This is a genomic window from Nevskia ramosa DSM 11499 (assembly GCF_000420645.1).
Lineage (GTDB): Bacteria > Pseudomonadota > Gammaproteobacteria > Nevskiales > Nevskiaceae > Nevskia > Nevskia ramosa.
The window spans coordinates 573,330-597,542 of the sequence record NZ_ATVI01000005.1; the positions used below are offsets into that span (position 1 = coordinate 573,330).

At 66.5% G+C, this 24,213-nt stretch carries 25 protein-coding genes; 11 read left to right on the forward strand and 14 right to left on the reverse strand.

The window, feature by feature from the left end; translation table 11 throughout:
- Window positions 1-55: 55 nt before the first annotated feature.
- On the forward strand, window positions 56-1,285 hold the full coding sequence (locus G513_RS21145) for a CDP-glycerol glycerophosphotransferase family protein (RefSeq protein ID WP_022975415.1): 1,230 nt from the start codon (window positions 56-58) through the stop codon (window positions 1,283-1,285).
- Between the two features lie 48 nt (window positions 1,286-1,333).
- Window positions 1,334-2,314 carry a fatty acid desaturase gene (locus G513_RS21150; RefSeq protein WP_022975416.1) on the forward strand — a complete coding sequence of 327 codons (981 nt, stop codon included), beginning with the start codon at window positions 1,334-1,336 and terminating at the stop codon, window positions 2,312-2,314.
- Window positions 2,315-2,318: 4 nt separating this feature from the next.
- Here the strand turns inward: G513_RS21150 and G513_RS0103385 are convergent, their stop codons facing one another.
- Genes G513_RS0103385 through G513_RS0103400 form a run of 4 tightly spaced genes read right to left on the reverse strand, consistent with a single transcriptional unit; the run spans window position 2,319 to window position 6,541 of the window.
- Entirely contained in the window at window positions 2,319-3,422 is a 1,104-nt protein-coding gene (locus G513_RS0103385; RefSeq protein WP_022975417.1) for a glycosyltransferase, read from the reverse strand.
- A 16-nt stretch (window positions 3,423-3,438) separates the two neighbouring features.
- Window positions 3,439-4,389 (reverse strand): hypothetical protein, encoded by a 951-nt coding sequence (locus G513_RS0103390; RefSeq protein WP_022975418.1) that lies wholly within the window; start codon window positions 4,387-4,389, stop codon window positions 3,439-3,441.
- Window positions 4,386-5,357 carry a diacylglycerol/lipid kinase family protein gene (locus G513_RS21155; RefSeq protein ID WP_051144318.1) on the reverse strand — a complete coding sequence of 324 codons (972 nt, stop codon included), beginning with the start codon at window positions 5,355-5,357 and terminating at the stop codon, window positions 4,386-4,388. Before G513_RS21155 ends, G513_RS0103390 begins: the two co-directional genes overlap by 4 nt.
- The gene (locus tag G513_RS0103400) at window positions 5,354-6,541 is read right to left on the reverse strand and encodes a CDP-alcohol phosphatidyltransferase family protein (RefSeq protein ID WP_156891369.1); all 1,188 of its coding nucleotides are present in this window, start codon (window positions 6,539-6,541) and stop codon (window positions 5,354-5,356) included. Before G513_RS0103400 ends, G513_RS21155 begins: the two co-directional genes overlap by 4 nt.
- A gap of 113 nt (window positions 6,542-6,654) precedes the next feature.
- On the opposite strand from G513_RS0103400, the gene G513_RS21160 reads away from it, so the two are divergent.
- The 6 genes from G513_RS21160 to G513_RS0103430 all read left to right on the forward strand — a co-directional run bounded on the left by G513_RS21160 (window position 6,655) and on the right by G513_RS0103430 (window position 12,389).
- Complete coding sequence (locus tag G513_RS21160; protein WP_022975421.1) at window positions 6,655-7,557, forward strand: metallophosphoesterase family protein; 903 nt, start codon at window positions 6,655-6,657, stop codon at window positions 7,555-7,557.
- A 62-nt stretch (window positions 7,558-7,619) separates the two neighbouring features.
- Entirely contained in the window at window positions 7,620-8,066 is a 447-nt protein-coding gene (locus G513_RS0103410; protein ID WP_022975422.1) for an HIT family protein, read from the forward strand.
- Window positions 8,066-9,259, forward strand: a complete 1,194-nt coding sequence (locus G513_RS0103415) for an LptF/LptG family permease (RefSeq protein ID WP_022975423.1) — start codon at window positions 8,066-8,068, stop codon at window positions 9,257-9,259. Before G513_RS0103410 ends, G513_RS0103415 begins: the two co-directional genes overlap by 1 nt.
- Window positions 9,256-10,344 carry an LptF/LptG family permease gene (locus G513_RS21165; RefSeq protein ID WP_022975424.1) on the forward strand — a complete coding sequence of 363 codons (1,089 nt, stop codon included), beginning with the start codon at window positions 9,256-9,258 and terminating at the stop codon, window positions 10,342-10,344. Before G513_RS0103415 ends, G513_RS21165 begins: the two co-directional genes overlap by 4 nt.
- 84 nt (window positions 10,345-10,428) lie before the next feature.
- Window positions 10,429-11,592, forward strand: coding sequence for a hypothetical protein (locus tag G513_RS0103425; protein WP_051144345.1), 1,164 nt, complete (start codon window positions 10,429-10,431; stop codon window positions 11,590-11,592).
- Window positions 11,589-12,389 (forward strand): NTP transferase domain-containing protein, encoded by an 801-nt coding sequence (locus G513_RS0103430; RefSeq protein ID WP_022975426.1) that lies wholly within the window; start codon window positions 11,589-11,591, stop codon window positions 12,387-12,389. The genes G513_RS0103425 and G513_RS0103430 overlap by 4 nt, the downstream gene beginning before the upstream one ends.
- Before the next feature lie 4 nt (window positions 12,390-12,393).
- Here the strand turns inward: G513_RS0103430 and G513_RS0103435 are convergent, their stop codons facing one another.
- From G513_RS0103435 to G513_RS21175, 10 genes are all read right to left on the reverse strand, one after another.
- Window positions 12,394-12,891, reverse strand: a complete 498-nt coding sequence (locus G513_RS0103435; RefSeq protein WP_022975427.1) for a hypothetical protein — start codon at window positions 12,889-12,891, stop codon at window positions 12,394-12,396.
- Between the two features lie 204 nt (window positions 12,892-13,095).
- Window positions 13,096-13,719 (reverse strand): sterol desaturase family protein, encoded by a 624-nt coding sequence (locus tag G513_RS0103440; protein WP_022975428.1) that lies wholly within the window; start codon window positions 13,717-13,719, stop codon window positions 13,096-13,098.
- Window positions 13,719-14,489 (reverse strand): phosphocholine cytidylyltransferase family protein, encoded by a 771-nt coding sequence (locus G513_RS0103445; RefSeq protein ID WP_022975429.1) that lies wholly within the window; start codon window positions 14,487-14,489, stop codon window positions 13,719-13,721. Before G513_RS0103445 ends, G513_RS0103440 begins: the two co-directional genes overlap by 1 nt.
- Window positions 14,490-14,631: 142 nt before the next feature.
- Complete coding sequence (locus G513_RS21170) at window positions 14,632-15,423, reverse strand: S1/P1 nuclease (RefSeq protein ID WP_022975430.1); 792 nt, start codon at window positions 15,421-15,423, stop codon at window positions 14,632-14,634.
- The gene (locus tag G513_RS0103455; RefSeq protein ID WP_022975431.1) at window positions 15,423-15,932 is read right to left on the reverse strand and encodes a peptidylprolyl isomerase; all 510 of its coding nucleotides are present in this window, start codon (window positions 15,930-15,932) and stop codon (window positions 15,423-15,425) included. The genes G513_RS21170 and G513_RS0103455 overlap by 1 nt, the downstream gene beginning before the upstream one ends.
- A 67-nt stretch (window positions 15,933-15,999) precedes the next feature.
- The gene (locus tag G513_RS0103460; protein WP_022975432.1) at window positions 16,000-16,737 is read right to left on the reverse strand and encodes an SDR family oxidoreductase; all 738 of its coding nucleotides are present in this window, start codon (window positions 16,735-16,737) and stop codon (window positions 16,000-16,002) included.
- Window positions 16,734-18,038, reverse strand: a complete 1,305-nt coding sequence (locus G513_RS0103465; protein ID WP_022975433.1) for an FAD-binding oxidoreductase — start codon at window positions 18,036-18,038, stop codon at window positions 16,734-16,736. The genes G513_RS0103460 and G513_RS0103465 overlap by 4 nt, the downstream gene beginning before the upstream one ends.
- Window positions 18,035-20,500, reverse strand: a complete 2,466-nt coding sequence (locus G513_RS25310; RefSeq protein WP_022975434.1) for a UbiA family prenyltransferase — start codon at window positions 20,498-20,500, stop codon at window positions 18,035-18,037. Before G513_RS25310 ends, G513_RS0103465 begins: the two co-directional genes overlap by 4 nt.
- Window positions 20,497-22,344: a 1-deoxy-D-xylulose-5-phosphate synthase gene (gene dxs, locus G513_RS0103475; protein ID WP_022975435.1), complete on the reverse strand. Its 1,848-nt coding sequence runs from the start codon at window positions 22,342-22,344 to the stop codon at window positions 20,497-20,499. Before dxs ends, G513_RS25310 begins: the two co-directional genes overlap by 4 nt.
- A gap of 27 nt (window positions 22,345-22,371) precedes the next feature.
- The gene (locus G513_RS21175) at window positions 22,372-22,641 is read right to left on the reverse strand and encodes an exodeoxyribonuclease VII small subunit (protein ID WP_051144319.1); all 270 of its coding nucleotides are present in this window, start codon (window positions 22,639-22,641) and stop codon (window positions 22,372-22,374) included.
- A gap of 92 nt (window positions 22,642-22,733) precedes the next feature.
- Between G513_RS21175 and G513_RS0103485 the strand changes: the two genes are divergently transcribed.
- Genes G513_RS0103485 through G513_RS0103495 form a run of 3 tightly spaced genes read left to right on the forward strand, consistent with a single transcriptional unit; the run spans window position 22,734 to window position 24,208 of the window.
- Window positions 22,734-23,165 carry a DUF6249 domain-containing protein gene (locus G513_RS0103485; protein ID WP_022975437.1) on the forward strand — a complete coding sequence of 144 codons (432 nt, stop codon included), beginning with the start codon at window positions 22,734-22,736 and terminating at the stop codon, window positions 23,163-23,165.
- Between the two features lie 27 nt (window positions 23,166-23,192).
- Complete coding sequence (locus G513_RS0103490) at window positions 23,193-23,804, forward strand: RNA polymerase sigma factor (RefSeq protein ID WP_022975438.1); 612 nt, start codon at window positions 23,193-23,195, stop codon at window positions 23,802-23,804.
- Window positions 23,801-24,208, forward strand: a complete 408-nt coding sequence (locus G513_RS0103495) for a hypothetical protein (RefSeq protein ID WP_156891371.1) — start codon at window positions 23,801-23,803, stop codon at window positions 24,206-24,208. Before G513_RS0103490 ends, G513_RS0103495 begins: the two co-directional genes overlap by 4 nt.
- Window positions 24,209-24,213 lie beyond the last annotated feature (5 nt).

The following is a 24,213-nucleotide window of genomic DNA, read 5'->3' on the forward strand; positions in this document are numbered from 1 at the left end:
TACGTTAAAGGCCCGGGATTCCGGGCCTTTTTTGTTGCGGCATCGGAGGCCGAACATGATTGACAAAAAAGAAGACTCCTTCCCGAAAGGCGAAGTGAAGATCGGGTTCCTGTTCAATCACGATCATCTGCACCAGATCGCGCACAGCGCCCCAATCGCTTTTGAACTGGGCCGTGCACGCACCCGTCAGCCAGTGGTCCTGCTGGCCTCCGACCAGCGTCAGCTCGATTACCTGCAGCGTCTCGCCGGCGCCTATCCCGGCACGCGCGTCGAATACCGGCTGCTGAGCCTCGACGACGGTTTTCGCAGCATGGGCCGGCACCTGGATCGGTTTCTGCCGTTCACGCGGCTGATGACCTTGTGGCAGCACCGCAGTGCCTTCCGCGACCTGGACGTGCTCGTGGTGCCGGAGAAGACCAGTCTCATCCTGCGCTCGCGCTTCGGTCTCAAGCATCTGAAGTTCGTGCATACCCGGCACGGGGCCGGTGATCGCGAAGTCGGTTTCGATCGTGCCAGCGGTCAGTTCGATCTGGTGCTGATGTCCGGGCCGAAGATTCGCGATCGCCTGCGCGCGGCCGGCCTGCTGCACGAGGATGGTTATGCGATCACGGGCTATCCGAAATTCGATCTGCATGCCGGTGGCACGCGGCCGAAGCTGTTCGACAACGATCGCCCGACCGTGCTCTACAACCCGCATTGCTCGCCGAGCCTGTCGTCCTGGTACACCGAGGGCCTGCAGGTGCTCGAAGCGTTTCGCAAGTCGACGCGCTACAACCTGATCTTTGCCCCGCACGTGATGCTGTTCAAGAAGCAGTTTCAGGTATCGCTGCAGCACTGGCGCATTGATCGGCCAGGCGAAATTCCGCTGATCTATCGCGACTGCCCGCACATCCATATCGATCTCGGCAGTGAACGCAGTGTTGACATGAGTTACACCCGCGCTGCCGATCTGTACCTGGGCGATGCCTCGAGCCAGGTCTACGAGTTCCTGCACGAGCCGCGGCCTTGTCTGTTTCTCGATGCCCAGCGCAGCGATTGGCAGCAGGATCCGAACTACCGGCATTGGACGGCAGGTCCGGTGATTCACTCGGCACAAGGCATCGAAGCCGCCGTCGACGCGGCGTTTGCGAGTCACCCCGATTACCTCGGCACGCAGCTCGAACTGTTCCGCTACAGCTTCGATCTGGGTGATCGTCCGTCGGCGCAGCGCGGCAAGGACGCTATCCTCGCGTTCGCGGAACGGCTTATGCTTCGGCCCTGCGTGGACGACCGGCTCATCGCCTGAACGTCCTCTTCATCTTTTGTTGAGGTCGCAAGGCCCCGTGAGCTGCCCATGAGTCGTGATTTCATCTACGTCGACGAGCCGATTTCCCACGTGCATCGTCGTCGCGAGATTGCCGCGAAACATCCCGAAGTGCGGGCGCTGATGTCGCGCAATCCGCTGTCGGCGCTGTGGATCGTCGGCCTGGTTGGCGCTCAGTGGCTGGTGGCCACGCAGGCGGAGGGCTTCGAGGCCTGGGCGTTCATCGCTGTGGCCTTCCTGTTCGGCGCCGTCATCAACCACGCGCTGTACGTGATGATCCACGAGTGCACCCACGCGCTGGTGTTCAAATCGCAGACGCTGAATCGTTTGTTCGCGATCTTCTGCGATTTCGCGCTGGTGCTGCCGTCGGCGATGGGCTTCCGCAAGTTTCATCTGCATCACCACCGCTATCTGGGCCAGTACGACATGGACCCGGACATCATCAGCCACCGTGAAGCCAAACTGATCGGCAACTCTGCCTGGCGCAAGGCGGCCTGGGTGGCGCTGCTGCCGGTCTCGCAGGCGCTGCGGCCGATGAAGCTGAAAGCGTTGCGTGGCGTCTCCCTGTGGGATGGCTGGGTGATCGGCAACCTGATCGCCGTGCTGATCGTCGATGCGCTGATCTACGCATTCATCGGCCCGGCCGCGCTTGGCTATCTGGCGCTGTCGACCTTGTTCGCGCTCGGCCTGCATCCGCTCGGCGGGCGCTGGATCCAGGAGCATCACGTCACCGCCGAAGGGCAGGACACCTACTCGTACTACGGCCCGCTGAACAAAGTCTGCTTCAACATGGGTTACCACAACGAGCACCATGATTTCCCGGCCGTGCCGTGGAACAAGCTGCCGCAACTGCGGGCGATCGCGCCGGAGTCCTACAACGGCCTGAAGTCCTACGATTCCTGGGTCGGCGTGCTGCGCCACTTCATCTTCGATCGCTCGATGTCCGGCTACAGCCGCATGGTTCATCCATCGACGATGCCGGCTGGCGCCGCACCCGCCAGCGACGACTGAACGCTCAGCGCGGCCGCTGCGCCGCGACGATGGTCGCCATCTTGTCGAGCACCGCATAGCCGCTGCGATCGAATGCGGCGACGCCGAAGCGTTCGATGACCCGTTCCCGGCTCGCCAGCCCCATCTGCGCTGCGCGCGCTCGATCATCGGTCAGCGCCAGCAAGGCCTTGGCGAGCGCTGGTGGATCGCCCACCGGCACGACGAACCCGGTCTGACCGTCGACAACGCTGCGGCGCAGTTCGCCGACCGGCGTCGCCACCACCGGCAGCGCCGCCTGCATCGCTTCATGGGCGGCGATGCACATGCCCTCGTGATGCGAGGGCTGCACATAGCCGTGCAGGCTGGCCAGAAACGCGGCGGGTTGATCGATGAAGCCCATCAGCCGGACGTTGTCGAGGCCGAGCCGCTCGATCCGCGCCGCGAGCGCCGCCGCTTCCGGACCTTCTCCGCCGATCAGGATTTCCAGCCGCCGTGCGGCCGCCGGATGCTGGTCGCGCAGCCAGGCGGCAGCATCGATCAAATCCTCATAGCGCTTGTTCGGATGCAGGCGGCCGAGGCTGCCGATCCTGAAGCGGCCTGCGGTGGCGCAGACCACTGCTTGCGGCACATCCCCACGAGCACGGAAGATCGGCCAGATGTCGATCAACGCGGGCGCCACGCCGAGCGTTTCCTCGGTGAATGTGGCGACCGCCTCGGAATCAGCGACCCAGCGCGCCGCCCAGCGGCCGGTCAGTCGCAGCAGCAGGCGATTGCCCGGCTTCAGGAAGGCGTTGTGCTGCCAGCTCAGCACCGGAATGCCGAGCAGGCGACCAGCGATCTGGCCGTAGACGCAGGCACGGCTCAGCGAAGTCCAGATGAAGTCCGGACGATCCTCGCGCAGCAGCGCCAGCAATTTGCGGAAGCTCGGCAGGAGGTCCGTAGGGCCGCTGCCGATCAGCATCCAGTCGAGGCCGGCGCGGTCGAAGCGCTCGGCGGCGCGGCGGTCCTGAGGCATCAGCGCGACTACTTTCACCGTGTCGCCATGGCGCTGAGCGGTCGCGATCAGTTCCGGCACCGGAAACGCGGCGCCGCCGCCGTTCAGGCCGTTGATCAGATACAGGATGCGCATCGCGCCAGGCCAGCCGTCAGCGGATCGCGCCGCGTCGCCGCAGTTCCCAGAGCACCCGCGGTGACGCGAGGATCGGGTGGCGCCGCTGCCAGGGCGTCAGCTCCATCTTGACGCCGCTGTGCCGCTCGATCTTCCACAAGAGGTAGTCGACGCCGCCATCGAAGGTGTACGCGCTCTTGACCAGGCGCACGAAGTTCAGCGGCTTGCCGAGACCATGGCGCAGCGCCCAGCCGGCGGCGGCAGACTGCCGATCCGATGCGCTGAGCTGAGGCGTCAGCGAGCCGTCTTTGGCCGTCGTGTAGGCGAGGCCGGCGGCATCCCAGGCCAGCGGCAGCAGGGTTGTGTAGCGATCGCCGCCGAAGGCCATCAGGCTGTCGGTGCGGCTGGCTTTCTCCACTCTCAGCTCGGCGCTGTAGGTGCGCTTGTACAAGGCCTGCCAATAGTCCCCGGCCGCGCCGGATTCGGGGCCGAGGCGGGCGGCCCAGCCAGCGGCGCTGATCACCGCTTCGCTGATCGAAGTGACGACATCCTTGCGGGCATCGTCGTCGCGGCTCCAGGCCAGTGCAGCCGGTTGCGAATAGCGCGCCCACATCGTTGTGTCGAGACCGCCACGGCGCATGCCGCGCCGGAACTGATCGGCCCTGAGCACGGCGACTTTCGCGCGCAGCTTGCGGCCATCGATCTCGGGTTCCAGATACAGGATGTTCGGCGGCAGCAGCCGGTTCGCGGCGGCTGGCAGGCGCTTGCCGTACCAGCTGCGCAGCGAATCGACCAGCACGTAGTAGTCGAGCACGCCATCGAGCTCGCCTGAGCGCAGATTCGAGCCGTAGAACAGCACGGCGACCACCGAGCCATGACCGCGCTCGGCAAGCATCGCCGCGACCTGATGGATCGCCGGTGGCAAGGGCAGCGAAAGCTCGTCGGCGATCGCTGTCTGCAGCGTTTCACGGGCAGGATTGGCGGTCATGCGGGGCTCGGCGAATAGAAAGCGATGCGCGGGCCGGTGTGCAGTTCGACAAATCCATACGGGCCGGCGGTGTAAGCCTCGCCATCGACCACCAGCGGCGCCTGCAGGCGCAATGCCAGCGATTGCGCGCCGCCGCTGCGATAGGCGTGCGAGTGACGCATCCAGTGGCTCGGCTTGCCGCGCAGCAGACCCGGCAGGCTGCGCACGAAGCGCGGCGGCGGCGCGTCGATATCAAGCCAGCGCAGCGGTGAATCGCCGTGGTCGTAGAACGGCCAGAGGCCGTTGAACAGGCTGTGCAGGCTGGTGGCGAGGAACAGGAAGCGCGCGCCTTCGCGTTCCGGCGCGCCGTCGACGGCGATGCCCATCATGGTGCCGGCCTGCCAGTCACTGTGCGGACCACCCGCCAGCGTCTGCCAGAGCGCGCCGGCCATCGTCGCGGCAACCGCCGGGCCGTGCATGAAGCCGCGATCGTGGACGGCGCCGAGTGCCAGCTTCCAGCCTTTGTAGAACGCCGCCGCGCCGACAAAGAAGCCGAGCACCGGCGGCCGCGAGCCATCCGGCCAGCGCAGTTCGATCGGCTGCCGCTCCGCGACATGGCCGCGCTGGCCGCTGGCCAGGGCATCGAGCAGCCGTTGCAGCGCCTGCGGACCATGACCAGCGCCGCCGACATCGGAGGTCGCCAGATTGGCGTTGCCGCCGGCAACCAGGCTCAGCATCGGCAGCCGCGTGCCGAACGCCGGAGGCAGCGCGGTCATCGCTTCGCGCAAGGTGCCGTCACCGCCGTCGACGATCAGATGGGTGACGCCGCGCGCGCCGTACTCGCGGACCACGGCGGGCACATCGTCGGCGGTGGCCGCATCGATGCGCAGCAGTTCGACCTGCCGAGGCACCACGACTTCGCCGAGGCGGTCGCCGATCCGGCGGTTGCGCTGGCTGTTCGGGTTGCGGATCAGGCCGATCCGCATCATGCCGCCAGCCAGGACCGCAGCGGGCCGTGACGACGGGCGGCGAGGCCCTGAAGGATCTGCACGGCGTGCACGACCAGGCTCAGCGCTGTCCACAGCGCAACCAGCAGGATGCCGAGGTCCGGCCGGCCGACGAGCGCGAATGGCGTCAGGATCACCAGGTTCGGATTGCGCCGCGCGGTGATCAGGCGGAAGAAGCTGTCGAAGCGCCGCCAGACGTGCACGTGCATGTCGAACAGCGACATGAAGATGCCTTCCAGCACCCGCTGCACGACATAGCCGATCAGGATCACCCAGAGCGCCAGATCGGCGTACGGCGTCGGCGTGCCATAGGCGACGAGGCCGACGATCCAGGCCCACCACCAGAACGGCGGATGGATCAGATCGATGCCGTGATCGAAGACGTTGCCCATCGGCGATGAGGTGAGGGTGACACGGGCCAGCTTGCCGTCGACGGTGTCGAGGAAGGTCATCAGCCAGCCGCTGGCGAGGCCGAGCAGGTAGTGGCCGTTCCAGAACGCCCAGAACGAGATCAGCACGGCGATGAAGCCGATCAGGGTGACCTGGTTCGGGCTCATGCCTCCATGCGAGCACCAGCGCGTCACCACTTCGGCCGGGCGTGGCCACCAGAACTTGGTGACGAAATCGGTGACGCCCTTGTAGCTGCCGCTGAACATGCGCCGTTCGACGGCGGCCAGCGTTTCCGGTGTCAGCCGCAGCAGATATGGCGATTCCTTCTTGCGCAGCTCGTGGTTGTAGTTGCCGCCGACGTCTTCCGCCGATAGCGGCTGCACCTCGGCTGGCAGGCTGCCTTGGCCGCGCTCGATCAGCGCGATCACCGCCGACAGCAGGGCGGCGTCGACATTGGCGGCAACCGCGCGCTGCGTTTCGCCGTCGATGATCACGGTGTTCGGCCGTATTGCCAGGCCCTTGATGATCGAGACATCGAAGACCCAGTCGTTCGACACGATCACGACCGAGCCGCCCGCCAAATCGTCAACGGCATCGCCGAGGCGATCGAAGCTGCGGATGTCCTTCACGCCGGCAATCTTGAGGCTGCGGTTTAGGCGCTCGGTCGAGCTCATGCCCCAGAGGCGAGTCGGATTGCGGCCGATGACCACGCCGAGCGTGGCGGGCGCGGAAGGCGAGGGGCGCAGGGGCTGGCGCGGAGATTCAGGGGGATTCATCAAAAGCTGCCGTGAAAAAGCGCCGTATTATGGTGCAAAGCGGCAGGGTCTGACGGTCGCGCCGGCCGCGGTTTCAGCTCGCGCGCCGCCTCATTCCGCAACGATCAAGAACCATGTTCCGGCTGGCCCATTTTTCCGATCCGCACCTGCATCACGCCGAGGCGCCGCCGAGCTTGGCGGAACGCTTTTCCAAGCGCTCCTTGAGCCGCTTGTCCTGGGCGCGCGGGCGGGGTGCTTTGCAGCGGCCGGAGATCCTCGCAGCCGCGATTGCCGACATCCAGGCCCATGCGCCGGATCACTGGCTGTGCAGCGGCGACATCACCAATCTGTCCCTGCCGGACGAGTTCGCCGCTGCCGGTCGCTGGCTGGCGACTTTCGCCAGCGTCGACAGCCTGTCGATCGTTCCCGGCAACCACGATGCCCTGGTGCCGGTGCCCTGGGCTGAGAGCTGGGCGCATTGGCAACCGTGGATGCGCGGAGATGACGAGGCGGGATCAGTCAGCGCCAGCCACTTTCCGTATCGCCGCGTGCGCGGGGACATCGCGATCATCGGCTTGTCGTCCGCGGTGCCGACGCCGCCCGGCTTTGCCGGCGGCCGGCTCGGAGCCGCGCAGCTCGATGCATTCGCCGAACTGCTGCTGTCTTCGCAGCGCGATGGTCTGGCCAGAGTGGTGATGCTCCATCACCCGCCGGCTGATGGCGTGGTGCGTGCGCGCAAGGCGCTCGAAGATCGGGCCGCGTTCCGCAAGCTGGTCGCTCGCTGCGGCGCCGAACTGATCCTCCACGGTCACTCGCGGGACGCGCGTTTCGATCCGATCCGCGGACCGGATGGTCTGGTGACGGTGCTGGGCGTGCCATCGATCTCGGCGGTCCCCAATCCGAAGGACGAAGGCGCGCGCTGGAACCTGATCGGCCTGGCCCGCGACGCCGGCCGCTGGACGATCGAGGTCACCGCCCGCCGCTGGTTGCCGGCGGCATCGGCCTTCGTCACGGCAGCGCATTACCGGATCGTCTGAGGCCGCGGTCGCGGTTGCGGGCCGCACAAGCTAATCTTGCCCATCGTTTTTGCCCGCTCCGCATGCCGAATCCCACCGCGCTGAAGTTCGCCTGGCCCCGTTCCCGGATCGCCGAGACCGCCTGCTGGACCGTGCAACTGCGGCCCAAGCAGCCGACGCTCGGCAGCCTGGTCGTGATCTGCAAGGAGCCGGTGACGGCGTTCTCGGCGATCAGTGCCCGGGCGTTCGCCGAACTGGCCGAGGTCACGCAAGGTGTGGAGCGCCTGCTCGCGGGGTTCAACGGCTATGAGCGGATCAACTGGCTGATGCTGATGATGGTCGACCCGGACGTGCACTTTCACGTCATTCCGCGCTACGCCGGAACCCGCGAGCACGCCGGCCTGAGCTTTCCCGACGCCGGCTGGCCGAATCCGCCGGCGCTGGCCGAAGCGGTCAGCTTGAGCGATGCGCAGCTCGAAGCGTTGAGCGTAGAACTGAGTGCCCGCTGGTCAGGAGCGGAGGCCCGCTGATGCCGACCATCCTTGATCGCTACCTGCTGCGGCAGCTGCTGCCGACCCTGCTGCTCTGTCTCGGCACGGTGCTGATCGCGCTGCTGCTGGAGCGCCTGCTGCGGCTGTTCGACATCCTTGCCGAGAACAGCCACGCGCTACCGGCGGTGTTCAAGCTGGTGCTGAATCTGGTGCCGTACTACCTCGGGTTAGCGCTGCCGGCCGCGTTCTTCGTGGCGCTGTTCGTGGTCGTCTCCAAGCTTGGTGACGAGAACGAGCTCGATGCCTATCTCGCCGGCGGCCAGTCGATCGCCCGACTGACTCGGCCGTTCCTGGCGGTGTCGATCGTCCTTGCCGTGCTCAGCGCCTGGGTGTTTGGCTGGCTGCAGCCGTACTCGCGCTACGACTACCGCGCGGTGATGTATTCGGCGCTGAACGCCGGCTGGGATGCCCGTCTGCAACCGGGCACCTTCGCCAGCGCCGGCAGCGGCTACATGCTGACGGCCGATGAAGTCGACAAGACCGGTCGTGGCCTGCGCCATGTGTTCATCCGCCGCGAAGTCGCCGGCCGCGAGGAACTGACCACCGGCGAAACCGGCGCGCTGACGCCGTCCGAGGACGGCAGCCGGCTGACCCTGAGCCTGGTCGGCGGCGATCACTACCGCGACCGACCGGGCGCCGGTCTGCTGGCCGTGCACTTCGCCACGCTCGACAGCAACACCGCGTTCACCCCGGATGCGCCGCCGTTCCGCGCCCGCGGCGGCAACGAGCGCGAGCTGAGCTTCCCCGAACTGCTCGGCGGTGGTCTGCCTGATCCGGCGACACCGCTGACGCCCGCGAAGATCGCCGGCGAGCTATACGGCCGCATTGCCCGCACCTTGTCCTTGCCGCTGCTGCCGCTGCTGGCGATCCCGCTGGGCATGTCGGCGAAGCGCGGCAAGCGCACCGCCAGCCTGATCGTCGCTGCCGTGCTGATGCTGCTGTTCCATCACGGCCTGCAGCTCGGCGAAAGCCTGGCGGAATCCGGCAAGGTCAATGCGCTGGCCGGCGTCTGGACGCCGTGGCTGCTGTTCGCGGCACTGTGCGGCTACATCTACAGCCAGAGCCTGTCGCGGCCTGGCGACAATCCGGTGACCCGGGTCGTCTCGGCCATCGAGGATTTCGTCGGTGCGATCGTCAGCCGCCTGCGGCCACGCAAGCGAGCCTCGTCATGAGGACCTTGTTCTTGGGCGGCTCGCTCGGCGGCTATCTGCGCGGCATGCTGGCGATGCGCTGCTTCGCCGTGGTCTGCGGGCTTGGCGGTCTGTTTCAGGTGCTCGATCTGCTCGAGTCCTCGACCGACATCCTGAGCCGCGGCCAGGGCATGCTCGGCATCGCCTATTACAGTTTGCTGCGCACGCCCAGCGTGCTGCTGCAGGCGTTTCCGCTGGCTGCGCTGCTGGGCGCGATCTTCAGCTTTTCGACCCTGTCGCGGCAGAACGAGATCTGCGCGATGCGCGCCGCCGGCCTGCCGTTCCGCCGCGTACTGCTGGCCTTGCTACCGGTGGTGGTCGGGATCGTCCTGCTTCATGGCCTGCTCGCCGAAGCGATCGTGCCGAAGACCCAGAATGCGCTGACCGCCTGGTGGGCGAGCCTGCCACCGTCGCCGGACAAGGATCCGGATGACGAGTTGCTGTGGCTGCGCACCAATGGCGCGGTGGTTGGCCTCGAACAGGTGATGCCTGACGGCAAGCGGCTCGATGGCGTGCGCATCTATCGCCGCGATGAGGCTGGCTCGCTGCTCAGCCGTACCGTCGCGACCCGAGCCCAGTACGAAGACCGCCGCTGGACCCTGATCGATGCGGTGACCACCGATCTGCGCGCCGGAAAGAGCGAAGCCGTGCAGCCGAGGCTCGATTGGGAGACGCCGCTGAAACCGGCCGATCTGATGCGCCTGTCGGCAGCCGAGCCCTATGTATCCGGTGGTCTCGCTTCGGCGGTGCTGGCTGGCACGCAGTCGGGCACCAAGACCGAATCCTTCTACCGCACGCGGCTGGCCCGTTCCTGGACCGATCCGCTGGCGGCGCTGGTGATGATGCTGCTCGCCACGCCGGTGGCGATCGCACTGACCCGCGGCGGTGCCGGCGGCGTTCAGGTGCTCGGCGCGCTGGCCTGCGGCCTGGTCTTCCTGCTGGTCAACGGCCTGATGGCCGCGCTCGGCGAAGCCGGTACCCTGAGCCCGCTGCTGGCAGCCTGGCTGTCACCGGCGAGCTTTGTCCTGTTGGGCCTGTTGCTGGTGTTCCGGCTCGATCGGCGCTGAGCCGCGCCCAGCCCTCGCATCAAACTTCTTTCTGCATTGACGATCGAGCCTCCGAAGGCCCGCCTGACCCGAGACCGCGCTGCCATGACTGCCGCCACCGCCCCCGCATCCGTGCATCGGAGCCCTCGTGGCCCGCTGACGATCATCCCGGTCGAAACCGCCGCCGAGAAGAAGCGCTTCATCCGCTTGCCGGCACGCCTGCATGCCGATGATCCGAACTGGGTCACGCCGCTGGACATGGAGCGCAACGAAGCGCTTTCGCCGAAGCACAACCCACTGTTCGCCCATACCGACGTGCAGCTCTGGCTGGCGGTACGCGATGGCGTCGACGTCGGCCGGATCAGCGCCCAGGTCAATCGCGAAGCCACCGATGGCGTCGGCCACTTCGGCATGATCGCCGCCGAAGACGATGCCGAACTGATCGAAGCGCTGTTCGCGACGGCCGAAGCCTGGCTCAAGGCGCGCGGCATGCGCGAATCGCTGGGGCCATTCAGCCTGTCGATCAACGAGGAAACCGGCCTGCTGATCGAAGGCCACGACACGCCGCCGATGCTGATGATGGGCCACGATCGCCCGTATCTGGCAGCGCGCATCGAAGCGCTCGGCTACGACAAGGCCAAGGATGTCTTCGCCTACCTCAGCGACATCACCAAGCCGCTGCCGAAGTCGATCTGCACGCTGATGCGCCGGCCGCTGCCGGATACCTTCAAGCTCCGCCATCTGAGCTTCAAGCAGTACGAGAAGGACATCGAATCGATCAGTTCGATCTTCAACGATGCCTGGGCCGCGAACTGGCGCTTCGAACCGCTGACCGCCGCCGATACCAATCACCTCGCCAAGGCGATGCGGCCGATCCTCAACGAGAAGCTGGTCTGGTTCGTCGATGTCGACGGCGAGCCGGCCGGCTTCGGTGTCTGCCTGCCGAACATCAACGAAGCGATCCAGGATCTCGACGGCAAGCTGCTGCCGTTCGGCTGGGCGAAGCTGCTCTGGCGTCTGAAGGTCAAGGGCGTGAAGACGGCGCGCGTGCCGCTGATGGGCATTCGCCGCAAGTACGCCACCGGTTTCGTCGGCGCCGTGCTGCCGTTCCTGATCATCGACGCGATGCGCACCGAGGCCCGCAAGATCGGCTACACCAGCGCCGAGCTGTCGTGGATCCTCGAGGACAACATGCCGATGCGGCGCATCAACGAAGGTCTTGGCGGCATTGCCTACAAGACCTATCGCATCTACCGGAAAGCGCTTTGAGCCACGTCGTTGCGGGCGGCCTGACCGCCCTGGTACTTGCCGGCTCGCGCGGGCCGGATGATCCGATGGCGCGCGCCTTCAGCGTGCCGCACAAGGCGCTGATCCCGGTCGCTGGCGTGCCGATGCTGCTGCGAGTGATCACCGCACTCGGTGCCACGCCGGAGATCGCCCGCATCGTGGTGATCATCGAAGCGCCGGAGGTCGTCCAGGTGCTGCCAGGTCTTGCCGCTGCTGCGAACGGCAAGCCGGTGGATACCTTCCTGGCCGCCGGCAGCCCCAGCCTCAGCGTCGTCGCGGCACTCGCGCAGTACGAGACGCCGCTGCTGATCACCACCGCCGATCACGCCTTGCTGCAGCCGGTCTGGGTCAGCCATTTCCTTGAGCATGTGCCGGCCGGTGCTGACGCCGCTCTGGGCCTGGCGCGCTCCGAAGTCGTGCTGGCCGACATGCCGGACACCCGGCGCACCTGGCTGCGCTTCGTCGAGGGTTCGTACAGCGGCTGCAACCTGTTCTATTTCGCGACACCGAAAGCGCAGGCGCTGGCCGAGCTCTGGAAGCAGGTCGAAGCGCTGCGCAAGCAGCCGGTGGCGATGCTGCGCCTGCTCGGCTGGAGTTACGCGCTGCGCTATCTGCTTGGCAGGCTGCGGCTGTCTTCGGCAATCGCAAGGCTCGGCGAGCTTGCCGGTGGCGCCAAGGCAGCCATCGTCGAAATGCCGTTCGCGCGTGCGGCGGTCGATGTCGACAAGCCAGCGGACAAGGAACTGGTCGAGAGCCTGCTCGCTGCAGATCAGCGCTGAATCTTCAGCGGTCGCGCAGCGCAAGTCGTTCGCTTCCGCCGAGCAAAGCAGCACTGACGGCTTCAGCCAGCGCGTCCTCGATGTCGACGATCCGGCTGGCGGAATCACCAACGCCCATCGGCGCGCTGGTGACCGATAACTGTCCGTGGCCGACGACGGCGCCGTCGCGCTCGGCGTAGATCGTCAAGGCCAGGTCGGTGTGCACCTGGGCCAGGCCGCTGACCATCGAGCGCACGTAGCTGTTGCCCTTGTCGTAATCGGTGATCGCGACATCGACGCGATAGCGGGCAAGACCTTCGCTACGCGCTTCGGCCGGGAGTCGATCGCGAATCTTGGCCGCCACCCGCTGACCGTCGACTTCGAGCAAGGCGACATGAGTGGTTGCCGAACGAAAGCCGATCGTTACCGGACCGTCTTCCGGCAGCAACGGGGCTGCTACTGCTACGCCGCCAACAATCAGCAGCGCAGCGCCAGTCAGCAGGCGAATCGAGGTGGGAATCATCGGTGTCTCCGGATCTGCTGAGCGGCGACCTCGCGAGGCGCGACGAACCGGTTTCAGCGTCGCCAGCGTCGCTGTTGGTCAGCCGTCGAGATAGAGCCTCGCGTCCGGGATTCATGACTTGCCCGCCGCTTGGGTTTCAGCACCCGGCCGCTTGAAACGAAAAACCCGGCACCAGGCCGGGTTTTTCATCTGTGCTGTAGCCGTTCAGGGCGCCATGCGCCGCGTGCCCATGATCCAGTCCCACAGCGGGCTCGACACGCCGTAGCCGGTGTTGCCGTTCACGAAATGGTGCTGCATGTGGTGCACCTTCAGCTTCTTGAACAGCGGCTGCTGCCAGGCGTAGTGATGGAGCGCGTAGTGCAGGGTGTCGTAGATCACGTAGCCGACGATGAAGCCGCCGAACACGGCCATCAGCACCGGGCCGGCGAAGGCCAGCGCGAACAGGCTGTAGAACCCATACGCGAGCGGGATGCTGACCGAAGGCGGCATCACCAGACGCAGGCGATCGTTCGGGTGATCGTGATGGACGCCGTGCCAGATGAAGTGCAGGCGTTCTCCGATCTTGCCCGGCGGCGTCCAGTGAAACAGGAAGCGGTGCAGGAAATACTCGGTCGCCGTCCAGATCGCCAGGCCGCCCGCGAAGGCGGCAAGCCAGGTCAGCACGCCGAGGCCCCCAGTGAAGGCCGTCCAGGTCATCCACGCGAACAGCGGCAGATACAGCGCCATCGGCACCCAGAAAGGAATCTTCGACAGCGCTTCCATCCAGTCGGCCTCGAACATCCGGATCGACTCGTTCGGGCTGCGACGCATCGGGCGCGCGGCGGCCATCAGGCGGCTCCGCTCCGGGATGAAGGAATTGCGGCCGGCGCTGGCCAGCCGGCGACCAGTTCCTCGTTGCGGGTGACATCGGCGAGGAAATCCATCTCGCCCCAGCCCAGGCCTTCGATCGACTGGTAGCCGACTTCGCCGCTGTCCTTGGCGATGCGATCGATCACCGACAGATACCAGAGCTTCAGGCCTTCCGGCGTGCGCATGATCCGCTCGACTTCGCCGACGAAGCGCGCCGAGCCTTCGGTGGTGAAGCGCAGGAAGCCGATCGATTCGCCGTTGACGATCGACGCATCGAGCTTCTTGCCGATCGCGCAGAGGCGCTCGTCGACGGTCTGCACCTTCATGTCGTCGGCGTCGTACCAGTCCTTGCGGTCGATGGTGACGGTGATCGGATGGCTGATCTTGCCGAGCACGCGCTCGACGATCGCGGTCTCGATCAAGGTGTCGCCGTTGAGGATCAGGCACTCGCCGCGCAGTTCGCTGCGGGCGATCCAGCAACTGGCGAGGTTGTCGGCGGCTTCGTAGAACGGGTTGTACAAGGTGCGCACCGTGATGCCGGCCGGCGTATGCGCTTTCAGCACTTCCTCGACCTGCTCGGCGCCGTAACCGACGACGACCACGGCTTCACGGACGCCGCCAGCCACGAGGCTGATCAGCTGCCACTCGAGCAGGCTGCGGCCACCGAGTTCGATCAGGCACTTCGGCCGCGACGCAGTCAGCGGCAACAGACGGCGGCCCTGACCGGCGCTGAGGATGATCGCCTTCACGAACGGCGACCGGACAACTGGGAAGGAGACAGGCAGTAGCGCATCGGATCAATCTCGGCAGCTCGCGCGCAGGCGCGAAACGTTGCAATTCTAAGACAATTCGTCCGGCGGCTTGTGACAGCGGCCGCCGCCAGTGAATGGCTCAGCCGGGAAACAGCGTTCCGAGCAGCGCTGCCAGCCGGATACCGGCAAGATTCAGGCGAACATCGACGGTGCCCTGCCAGGCGGTCAGATAATCCGGGCCGGGTTCGCGATCCGCCGGATAGAAAGCCGGCGCCGAAACGATCAGGCAGGACTCCATCGCCCAGGCATCGGCGGCAAGCGGCCCCAGTTCGACACCGGAGGCTTTCGAAGCCAGCCGTTCGACGTAACGCTGCCAGTCCGGCTCGATCGCTTCGATCAGCCCGACATCCCAGAGCTTGTGCAGGTTCGAGCCTTCGCCACGCCATTGCAGCTGCACGGTGTTGCCACCGCGATCCTCGGCGCGCCCGCCGTGCAGCGGCTGGTGGACGTCACCGACGAAGTGCACGAGTTGCTTCAGCGCGACTCGCCGCTGCTCGGCGCTCGCTTTCCTGTCCTTCAGCACCAAGACGGCGCTGTCGATCGCGGCGACCACACAGCGGCCCCCGGGGCAATCACGCGGCGGTTGATAGTGGCAGTCGCCAATCGGGAAATTGATGTAGTGCAGCGGGCCGGTGCGTTCGTCGCGAACTTCGTCCGCCCAGTTGGCAACGCCGGCCAGGGTCGGTTCCGGCTCGTCGACCAGGATCGTTGCAATCGCCGCGCGGGCAGCGGGGCCCAGGCGGTCGGCTGCGATCTGGCCGACGATCCGGTGGCCTTCCGGCCCCCAGGCCCGCAGTTGCGGCGAGCTCAGCAGCAGGACCGTGGCGAGCAAAGCGAGATGCAAAGCGCGCGACACGGCCCTGCGCTTCATCAGACGCGCGAAACCTTGACGATGACCACCGGCTCGACCGGCACATCCTGGCCGAACGGACGGATACGGCCGGTCGGCGTGCTGCCGATCTTGTCGAGCACGTCGGCGCCGGCGGTCAGCTTGCCGAACACCGCATAGCCCCACTGGCCCGGCTTGCCGTCGAGGAAGGCGTTGTCGGCGTGATTGATGAAGAACTGGCTGGTCGCCGAATGCGGGTCGCTGGTGCGGGCCATCGCGATCGTGCCGCGGGTGTTCTTGAGGCCGTTGTTGCACTCGTTCTCGATCTGCTTGCCGGTCTTCTTCTCGCTGTAGTCCGGCGCCACGTAGCCGCCGCCCTGGATCATGAAATCCTTGATCACGCGGTGGAAGGCCAGGCCGTCGTAATGGCCGGCGTCGACATAGGCGAGGAAGTTGGCGACCGTCTTCGGCGCTTTCGCGGCATCGAGCTCGATCGTCATGTCGCCAAGGCTGGTCTGCATCAGCACGGATACGGTTGCGGCGTCGGTCATCGTTTTCTCTTCAGGTTGCGTTGGAGTGGGCGCAGTTTAAGCGGCCAGCCGGCTTGAGGTGGAACGCTCAGAGCTTCAGCTTGCGGAAGATCGCTTCCGGCACGTTCTTGATGATCTGCATGATCGGCCACCAGAACCAGGGCGTGTACAGCACCGGCTTGCCCTTCTGCACGGCCTTGACGATGGCCTTGGCGACGGTCGCTGGCATGGCCCACAGCGGGCCTTTCCTGAACGCGGCGGTCATCGGCGTATCGACGAAGCCCGGCTTGACGGTCAGCACATGAACACCTTTCGGATGCAGTCGCTGGCGCAGGCCGCTGGTGAAGGCGGTGACCGCCGCCTTCGCCGAACCGTAGACGTAGTTCGACTGCCGGCCGCGATCGCCCGCCACCGAGGAGATCACCGCGATGCAGCCGTGGCCCTGGGCTTCGAAGCGGTTGCCAAGCTCGGTGCACAGCACCATGTGGCTCAGCGCATTGGTCTGGAACTCGGCGAGCATCAACTCGCTGGACGCTTGCGCGGCAACTTGGTCGGTGAGCGTGCCGTGGGCGATCAGGGCGGTGTCGAGGCCGCCGAGGCGTTGGGTGGCTGCATCGAGCAGTGCCGGATAAGCGCCCAGCTCGCAGGCATCCATCACCCAGGTTTCGGCCTGTGCCGCACCGCGCAGGCGCAGATCGTCGGCAATCGCGGTGAGGCGATCGGGGTTGCGGCCGACCAGGAACAGCGCGTCGCCAAGGGCTGCGAACTCGCGCGCCGTCGCTTCGGCGATCGCCGAGGTGGCACCCATGATCAGGATTCGTCTCATTGCGGGTATTCAGTGACTCGTCGCCAGAACGACGAGGAAAAGCGGGGATCGACATGGCCGGCAAAAGCCTGCCATTGCGGGAAGTATTGGCGGAACGCGGCTGCTGACATCCGCGCGTCCTTGGCCGGGTAGACGGCGCCGCCGGCGGCCATCGTCATGGCATCGAGTGAGTCGAGCAGCGCGAGGGTTTGCGCGCCGCGATTCGGGAAGTCGATCGCCAGGGTTGCGCCGGGGCGCGGGAACGACAGCATCCCGCGGGCGGCCATGTTGCCGAAGGTTTTCAGCACCACCAGAAACGAGCCGAGCTTCGACTCGGCGATCCGCCGCAGCATCTCGCCGATCACGGTTTCGGCATCCTGCATCGGCACCACGCACTGGTACTGGTAGAAGCCGTGCGGGCCGTAGATGCGGTTCCATTCGAGCACGGCATCGAGCGGATGGAAGAACGGCTGCCAGTGCCACAGCGCATCGCGGGCCGTTGCCGCCGGGCGCCGGTAGTAGAGCGCGTTGAACGCAGCCAGGGTCAGCGGATTGATCAGCGACAGCGGCGGCGTGATCGGCAGCCGGATTCCCCTTGGAGCGGCGTAGCTGGCCGGCCCCTCGGCGTGATTGCCGCGAATGAAGATGCCGCGGCCGGTGTTGGCGCCAGTCGCCGAACTATCGATCCAGGCGACGGTGTAGGCCGATGCGGCTTCGGCTTCCGCCGACAGCGCAAAGAACTCGGCCAGCGAGCCAAAGCGTTCGCTGCTGCCGCGGATCCACGGCCCGGGCACGCGCAGCAGTTGCAAGCTCGCGCGGCGGATCAGGCCGGTGAGGCCGAGGCCGCCGACGGTCGCGGCGAACAACGCAGCATTCGCGGTCGGCGAGCAGTGCAGCACCTGACCATCCGAACGCAGCAGTTCGAAGCCGAGCAGCTGATGACCGAAGCTGCCGGCGCGATGATGGTTCTTGCCGTGCACGTCGTTGGCGATCGCGCCGCCGACGGTGACGAAGCGGGTCCCCGGCAGGGCCGCCGGAAACCAGCCCTGTGGCAGTGCCAGTTCGATGATCTCGCCGAGCGACACGCCGGCCTCGACCTCGATCACGCCGCTGTCCCGATCGAAAGCGATGTAGCGATCGAGCCCGCGCGTGCCGAGCAGCGCGCCGCCGCCGTTCAGGCAGCTATCGCCATAGCTGCGACCGAGGCCGTAGGGCAACAGGCTTCCCGTGGTCGTCGGCAAAGCGTCGAAGCGGCTGCCGAGCTTTATCAAACGCTGCTCCGGTGCCGGCAGCCGGCCCCAGGAAAGCGCCTGCCGGCTCATGTCGGCCACAAGGCCAGCAGCACGCAGAAGCCCATCACCGTAAACAGACCGAGGCTGATGCGATCGGTCAGCGCGAAGACGATCGGATCATCGGTCATCCGGCCACGGGCGCTGAGCATCCAGACCCGGCTGATCCAGTACAGCATCAGCGGGCAGGTCAGCCACAGCGCGTGGGAATCGCCGTAGCGCGCGAGCGATTCCACGCTGTTGACGTACAGCGCCATGATCACCACCGCGGCATAGCCGGCGCTGATGCCGAGCGACAGCAGCGCCGGCAGATCGCTGGCCTGATAGCCGCGTCCGGCGGCCGAGGCAGCGCCAGCCTTGGCGACCTCGAACAGTTCCGTGTAGCGCTTGGCCATCGCCAGGCTCAGGAACAGGAACATCGAGAACGCCAGCAGCCAGAAGGTCACCGATACCTCGGTGGCGGCACCGCCGGCGATGATCCGCAGGGTGTACAGACCCGCCAGGGTCATCACGTCGATGGTCGTCGCGCGCTTCAGCCACAGCGAATAGGCCAGCGTGAAGCCAAAGTACAGCGCCAGCACTCCTGCGAATACCGGCCCTGTCCACAGTGCGATGGCGACAGCGAATAGCAGCAGCAGGCTTGCCGCGATGACGCCGCGCTTTGCCGACAAGCGCCCCGACGCGAACGGCCGCAGGCACTTGCGACGATGCTGGCGATCGGCTGCGAGATCGAGCAGATCGTTGACCAGATAGACGCTCGATGCGGCCAGTCCGAACGCCAGGAAGGCGAGCAGGCTGTCGAACAATACCGCCGGCTCGCCTATGCGGTGGGCGAGCACGGCGGGCACGAACACCAGCAGGTTCTTGACCCACTGATACAGGCGCATCGCCTTGATCCAGGTCTTCGGCGATGAGACTTCCGGCGCAAACACCGGCCCGGCTTCCGCAATCGCGAAGGCACGCGCAGCGAGCCGTGCATTGCCGACGACGATCGCGTTGCGCGCCGAGCCCCAGACGGCGAGATCGGCCGCTTCGTTGCCGACATAGTCATAGCCGCGTTCGCCGAAGCGCGCGACCAGCGCCCGGCGTTTGCCGTCGCCGTGCAGGTTGTCGCCATCGCCGGTGGCGATCACCTCGTCGAAGATGCCGAGATGAGCGGCGACCGCATCGGCGATCGAGTGATGCGCTGCCGTCGCCAGTACCAGACGGCGGCCGCCGTCACGCTGCTCGCGCAGCCAGTCGAGCAAGTCCTGGCGCCAGGGCAGGGTTGCAACATCGAGTTCGCTGCGCGCTGCCACTTCGCGCTTGAACGCCGCCTTGCCCAGGTTCATCCAGCCCGGCAACTGCAGCAGGGCACCCGGTGAACGCTTGGCCAGATCGAGCAGCGCTTCGTGCAGCGTATCGACCGGCGTCAGCGTGCCGTCGAGATCCACGCACAGTGGCAGTGCCTGGGGCAGCCGTTCGAGCGGTGCCTCGGGCATCGTTTCCGCCAGCGGATCTGATCCTGCGAGGCTCATCGTGGGCAGTGGCTCCAGATTACGACGGTGACGGGTTTCCAGCCAGGCGGCGGCAATCAGGCCCAGCAGCACGGCGAACCATAGCGTTGCCAGCCGGCACAGCAGCATTGCGATCACCGCCGTCGCCAGTGGCGCGCCCTCCGCGACCAGCAGGGCAGGCATCGCCACTTCCATGCCACCGAGGCCGCCTGGCATGAAGAAGGCGAGTCCGCCGGCCAGCACAGCCATGCCATAGACGCCGACCGCCGCCGGCAGCGCGATGCTGAGCGCCAGGCTCTGGCAGATCCAGTACAGCGCCAGGCCTTCGACGCCCCAGGCGACCAGGCCGAGCAGTAGGCCGCCGGCAAGTCGGCCCGGCAGCAACAGGGTTTTCGAAGCACGCAACAACTTGGCGAGGCCGGCGAGGCCCGCGGCCAGCCGGCCATGGCGCCGTGATGCCAGGCGATCAAGGCCATCGGCAAGCGCCGGCCGGCCCAGCGTCACGACAACGGCTGCGACCACGAGCAGCGCAACCACCGGCAGCGGCCACCAGCGCAGATCCTGCAACACGATCAGGCTGGCGAGCACGGCGATCGCCAGCACATCGAGCAGGCGTTCGACGAACAGCGTCGCCATGCTGTCGGCATACGGCACTTGATAGCGATCGTGCAGGTACAGCGAACGCACCGCTTCGCCAGCCTTGCCGGGACTGACCGTGAAGGCGAAGCCGGCGATGTAGATCAACCGATGCGGTCCCGGCGGCACGCGGTGCCCCAGCGTCGCGAGATAGCGGGACCAGCGCTGGAAGCGCAGCGCGTAATTGAGCAGCGACGCGCCGAGTACCAGACCGAGGCCACTGAAGCCGAGGCCGCGCAGCGCGCTGGCCAGCGTCTGCGTGTCGGCGATCAGCGCGGCGGCGAGATAGGCGGCAACGCCAAGCCCGGCAATCGCGATCAGCAGCGGTCGGCGCAGCCGCGCAGGCCGGGTGGCTGCAATCACGCGCGGCCCCGGTCGCTGCTGTCCTCAACGCTGCCGGGCTGATCGCCGACAACTCTCAGCCGTGCCTGGATCGCGCTCAGCACACCGGCGGCATCGAGTCCGCAGTCCGCCAGCAATTGTTCGCGGCTGCCGTGGGCGACGAAATGATCCGGCAGGCCGAGGTTCAGCACCGGGCGGACGAGGCGCAGCCGTGCCAGCGCCTCGACGACCGCGCTGCCGGCGCCGCCGCTGACGACGTTGTCCTCCATCGTCACCAGCAGGCTGTGGTCGCGCGCCAGGCTGGCGATCAGAGCTTCGTCGAGCGGTTTGACGAAGCGCATATCGGCGACCGTCGCATCGAGCAACGCGGCGACATCGAGCGCGGTGCCGACCATCGCGCCGAAGGCCAGCAGCGCGACTCGCGCCGGCCGTCGCGACGAACCTCTGCGCAGCAAGCGGCCGCGGCCGATTTCCAGCGGCTCGGCAGCGGCGATCGCAGCGCCGGGACCGCTGCCGCGCGGGTAGCGCACCGCGCTCGGCCCGGCGTGGGTCAAGCCGGTGGCGAGCATGCGCCGGCATTCCTGCTCGTCGCTCGGCGCCATCAGGACCAGGTTCGGAATCGCCCGCAGCAGGCTCAGGTCGAAAGCACCGTGATGGGTCGCGCCATCGGCGCCGACCAGACCGCCGCGATCGACCGCGAACAGCACCGGCAGGTTCTGGATCGCGACGTCGTGGATCACCTGGTCGAGCGCGCGCTGCAGGAAAGTCGAGTAGATCGCGACCACCGGCTTCAGCCCCGCGCAGGCCATGCCGGCGGCGAGGGTGACGGCGTGCTGCTCGGCGATGCCGGCGTCGAAATAGCGATCCGGAAATGCCTGGGCGAATTCGACCAGGCCCGAGCCTTCGCGCATCGCCGGCGTGATCGCGACCACGGCCGGATCGAGCGCGGCGGCTTCGCAGAGCCAGTCGCCGAACAGCTGCGAGTAGGTCGGGCGTGCCACGGCGGCAGGCGCCGGCATCGCGCCGGTGACCGGATCAAAACGGGTGACGCCGTGGAAGCCGATCGGATCGGCTACTGCCGGGGCATAGCCCTGGCCCTTGACCGTGAGTACATGCAGGAACTGCGGACCGCGCGCTGCTTTCAGGCTTTCGAGCGCGGGCAGCAGCGCGTCGAGAGTGTGACCGTCCACCGGTCCCGAATAAGTGAAGCCGAGCGCTTCGACCAGCCCGGCGAGCGAGCCAGAGCCCGCCGCCGGATGGCTGCGGCCGAGTTGCCGGGCAACCGTGTCGCGCAGCGCGCCGACGTTCTCCGAGATCGACAGATCGTTGTCGTTGAACACCACCAGCAGATCGAGCCCGAGCGTGCCGGCGTGGTTCATCGCTTCGAAGGCCATGCCGGCGGTGATGCCGCCATCGCCGATGACGGCGACGCTGCGCCGGCCTTCGGCGCGAAGCTTTTCAGCCGCCGCGAAACCGGCGGCGGCGGAGATGGCGGTGCCGGCGTGGCCAGCGCCGAAGGCATCGAAGGCGCTCTCATTGCGATCGAGGAATGGCGCCAGTCCGCCGTGCTTGCGGATCGTTTCCAGGCGCGCGCGGCGGCCGGTGATGATCTTGTGCGCATAGGCCTGATGGCCGATGTCCCAGATCAAGGTGTCGCGTGGCGTATCGAACACCCGGTGCAGCGCAAGGGTCAGTTCGACGACCCCGAGGCTGGCGGCGAAATGACCGCCAACCCTGGCCAGTGTCTCGATCAGGCAGCGGCGGATTTCACCGGCGAGCGCCGGCAGTTCGGCGACCGGCAGCCGGCGCAGCGCGGCTGGATCGTCGATCGCGCCGAGTCGCGCGTAGCCGGAAGACTCGTTCATCGAAGCGAGGCTGGAGACGGGAAGGGCTCAGCGGCCGGCAGGCGGCGCGCCAGTGTCGATTACCGGATCAGCATCGAGCAGATTGCGGACTCGCAGCTCGGCGGTTTCCAGCGAAGTCCGGCAGACCTTGGTCAAGCCCATGCCGCGCTCGAACAGGCTCAGGGATTCTTCGAGCGGCAGATCGCCACGTTCCATCCTGGCGACGATCGCTTCCAGTTCGGTCAGCGAAGCTTCGAAACGGGAGACCGGATCGTCGGTCGCGTCCGGTGCGGGAGGGGAAATTTTCTTGGCGGTCATGGCCGCTATTGTAGGCGTTGCGTCGCGTGCATCTGAACGATGGCTCCGGCGCATCTGACTCCCCGAACGACACGAACCACCAGGAGCACTTCATGTTTCTCGTATCCGCAGCCGAATTCGGCATCGACCTCGGCAAGCACGTCGGGGACAGCAGTTCCAGCTTCACCCTTGTTGAAGCGCTGGTGCCGCTGGTCGCCGTCATCATGGTGTTCGGTATGCCGATCATCATCGTCCTCGCTGTGCTGCGCTATCGCGCCAACCGCCAGCGTTCGATCAACGAGATGGTGCTGAAGCTCGCCGACAAGGGTCAGCCGATTCCACCCGAGCTGTTTCTGGAGCCGGGCAAGAAGCGCAAATCCGATGTCAGCTCTGGCCTCAGCCTGATCGGTGCCGGTGCTGGTCTGATGGGTTTCTTCTGGTTCGCCGGTGCTGAAGAGGGCATCGGCATCGGCCTGATTCCGCTGGCGATCGGCGTCGGCCAATTGATTGCATGGAAGCTCGAACAGCAGAAAAAGGACCTCTGAAGCCCACGCGAACGGAAACGACTCGACGTGGCCAGCGAGGCAGTCAAGACGGCAGCGGCAGAGCCGGTGTGGGCCGATGGCCCGCCGGACTCCGCACTCGTTGCCCGGGTGCTCGCCGGTGACGATCGCCACGCCTTCGCGGTGCTGGTACGTCGTCATCAGGGCTCGGTGCGCGCGTTGCTGCGCCGGCTTTGCAAGGGCGATGACGCCTTCGCCGACGATCTCGCCCAGGAAACCTTCCTGCAGGCACATCGCAAGCTCGACCAGTTTCGCGGCGATGCTCGCTTCAGCACCTGGATCTACCGGATCGCCTACAACAGTTTCCTGATGGCGATCCGCTCGCGCCACGAGGAAGAACAACTCGACGAGAACACCGCCGAGCCCGAGGAACACGACGGCCCGCAGGACCTGCATCCCGAGCAGACCACGGCCGATCTCCAGATGGATCTGCAACGGGCGATGGCGATCCTGTCGCCTGCGGAAAGAGCGGTGATTGCCCAGTGCTACTATCTGGACCGCAGTCACGAGGAAGCGGCTTACGCCCTCAACTGCCCGCTGGGCACGGTGAAATCGCATATTTCCCGCGCCAAGCAGAAGCTGAAAGTGCACTTGCAGGTCTGGGAGCCGAGGATGTCATGACGACTGAACCCAACAAGACCCAGGACAAAGCTATGGACGGATCGACCTTTCCCGTTGGCCGTGGTGGTTCCATGCATGGTCCGGTACCGGGTGATGACGCCTGGATCGAATCGCTGCTGCAGGAAGATGCGGCGCGGCAGCCGCATATTGCCGACGATGGTTTCGTGGTCCGCGTGCTGATGAACATGCCGGCGCCGCGCAAGCCGGCACCGCGCTGGATCGTGCCGATGGCGGCGATGGTCGGCAGTGCGGTGGCCGTTGGCCTGACGCCAGCCGGTGTCTGGTTCGCCAATACGCTGGTGCAGTTGCTCGACATCCGCAATTTCTCGATTGCCCATCTGAGCGTGCTGGTGCCGCTGGCGGTGTTCTACGTCTGCTCGTTTTCGGCGATCCGCGAACGCTGAACGCG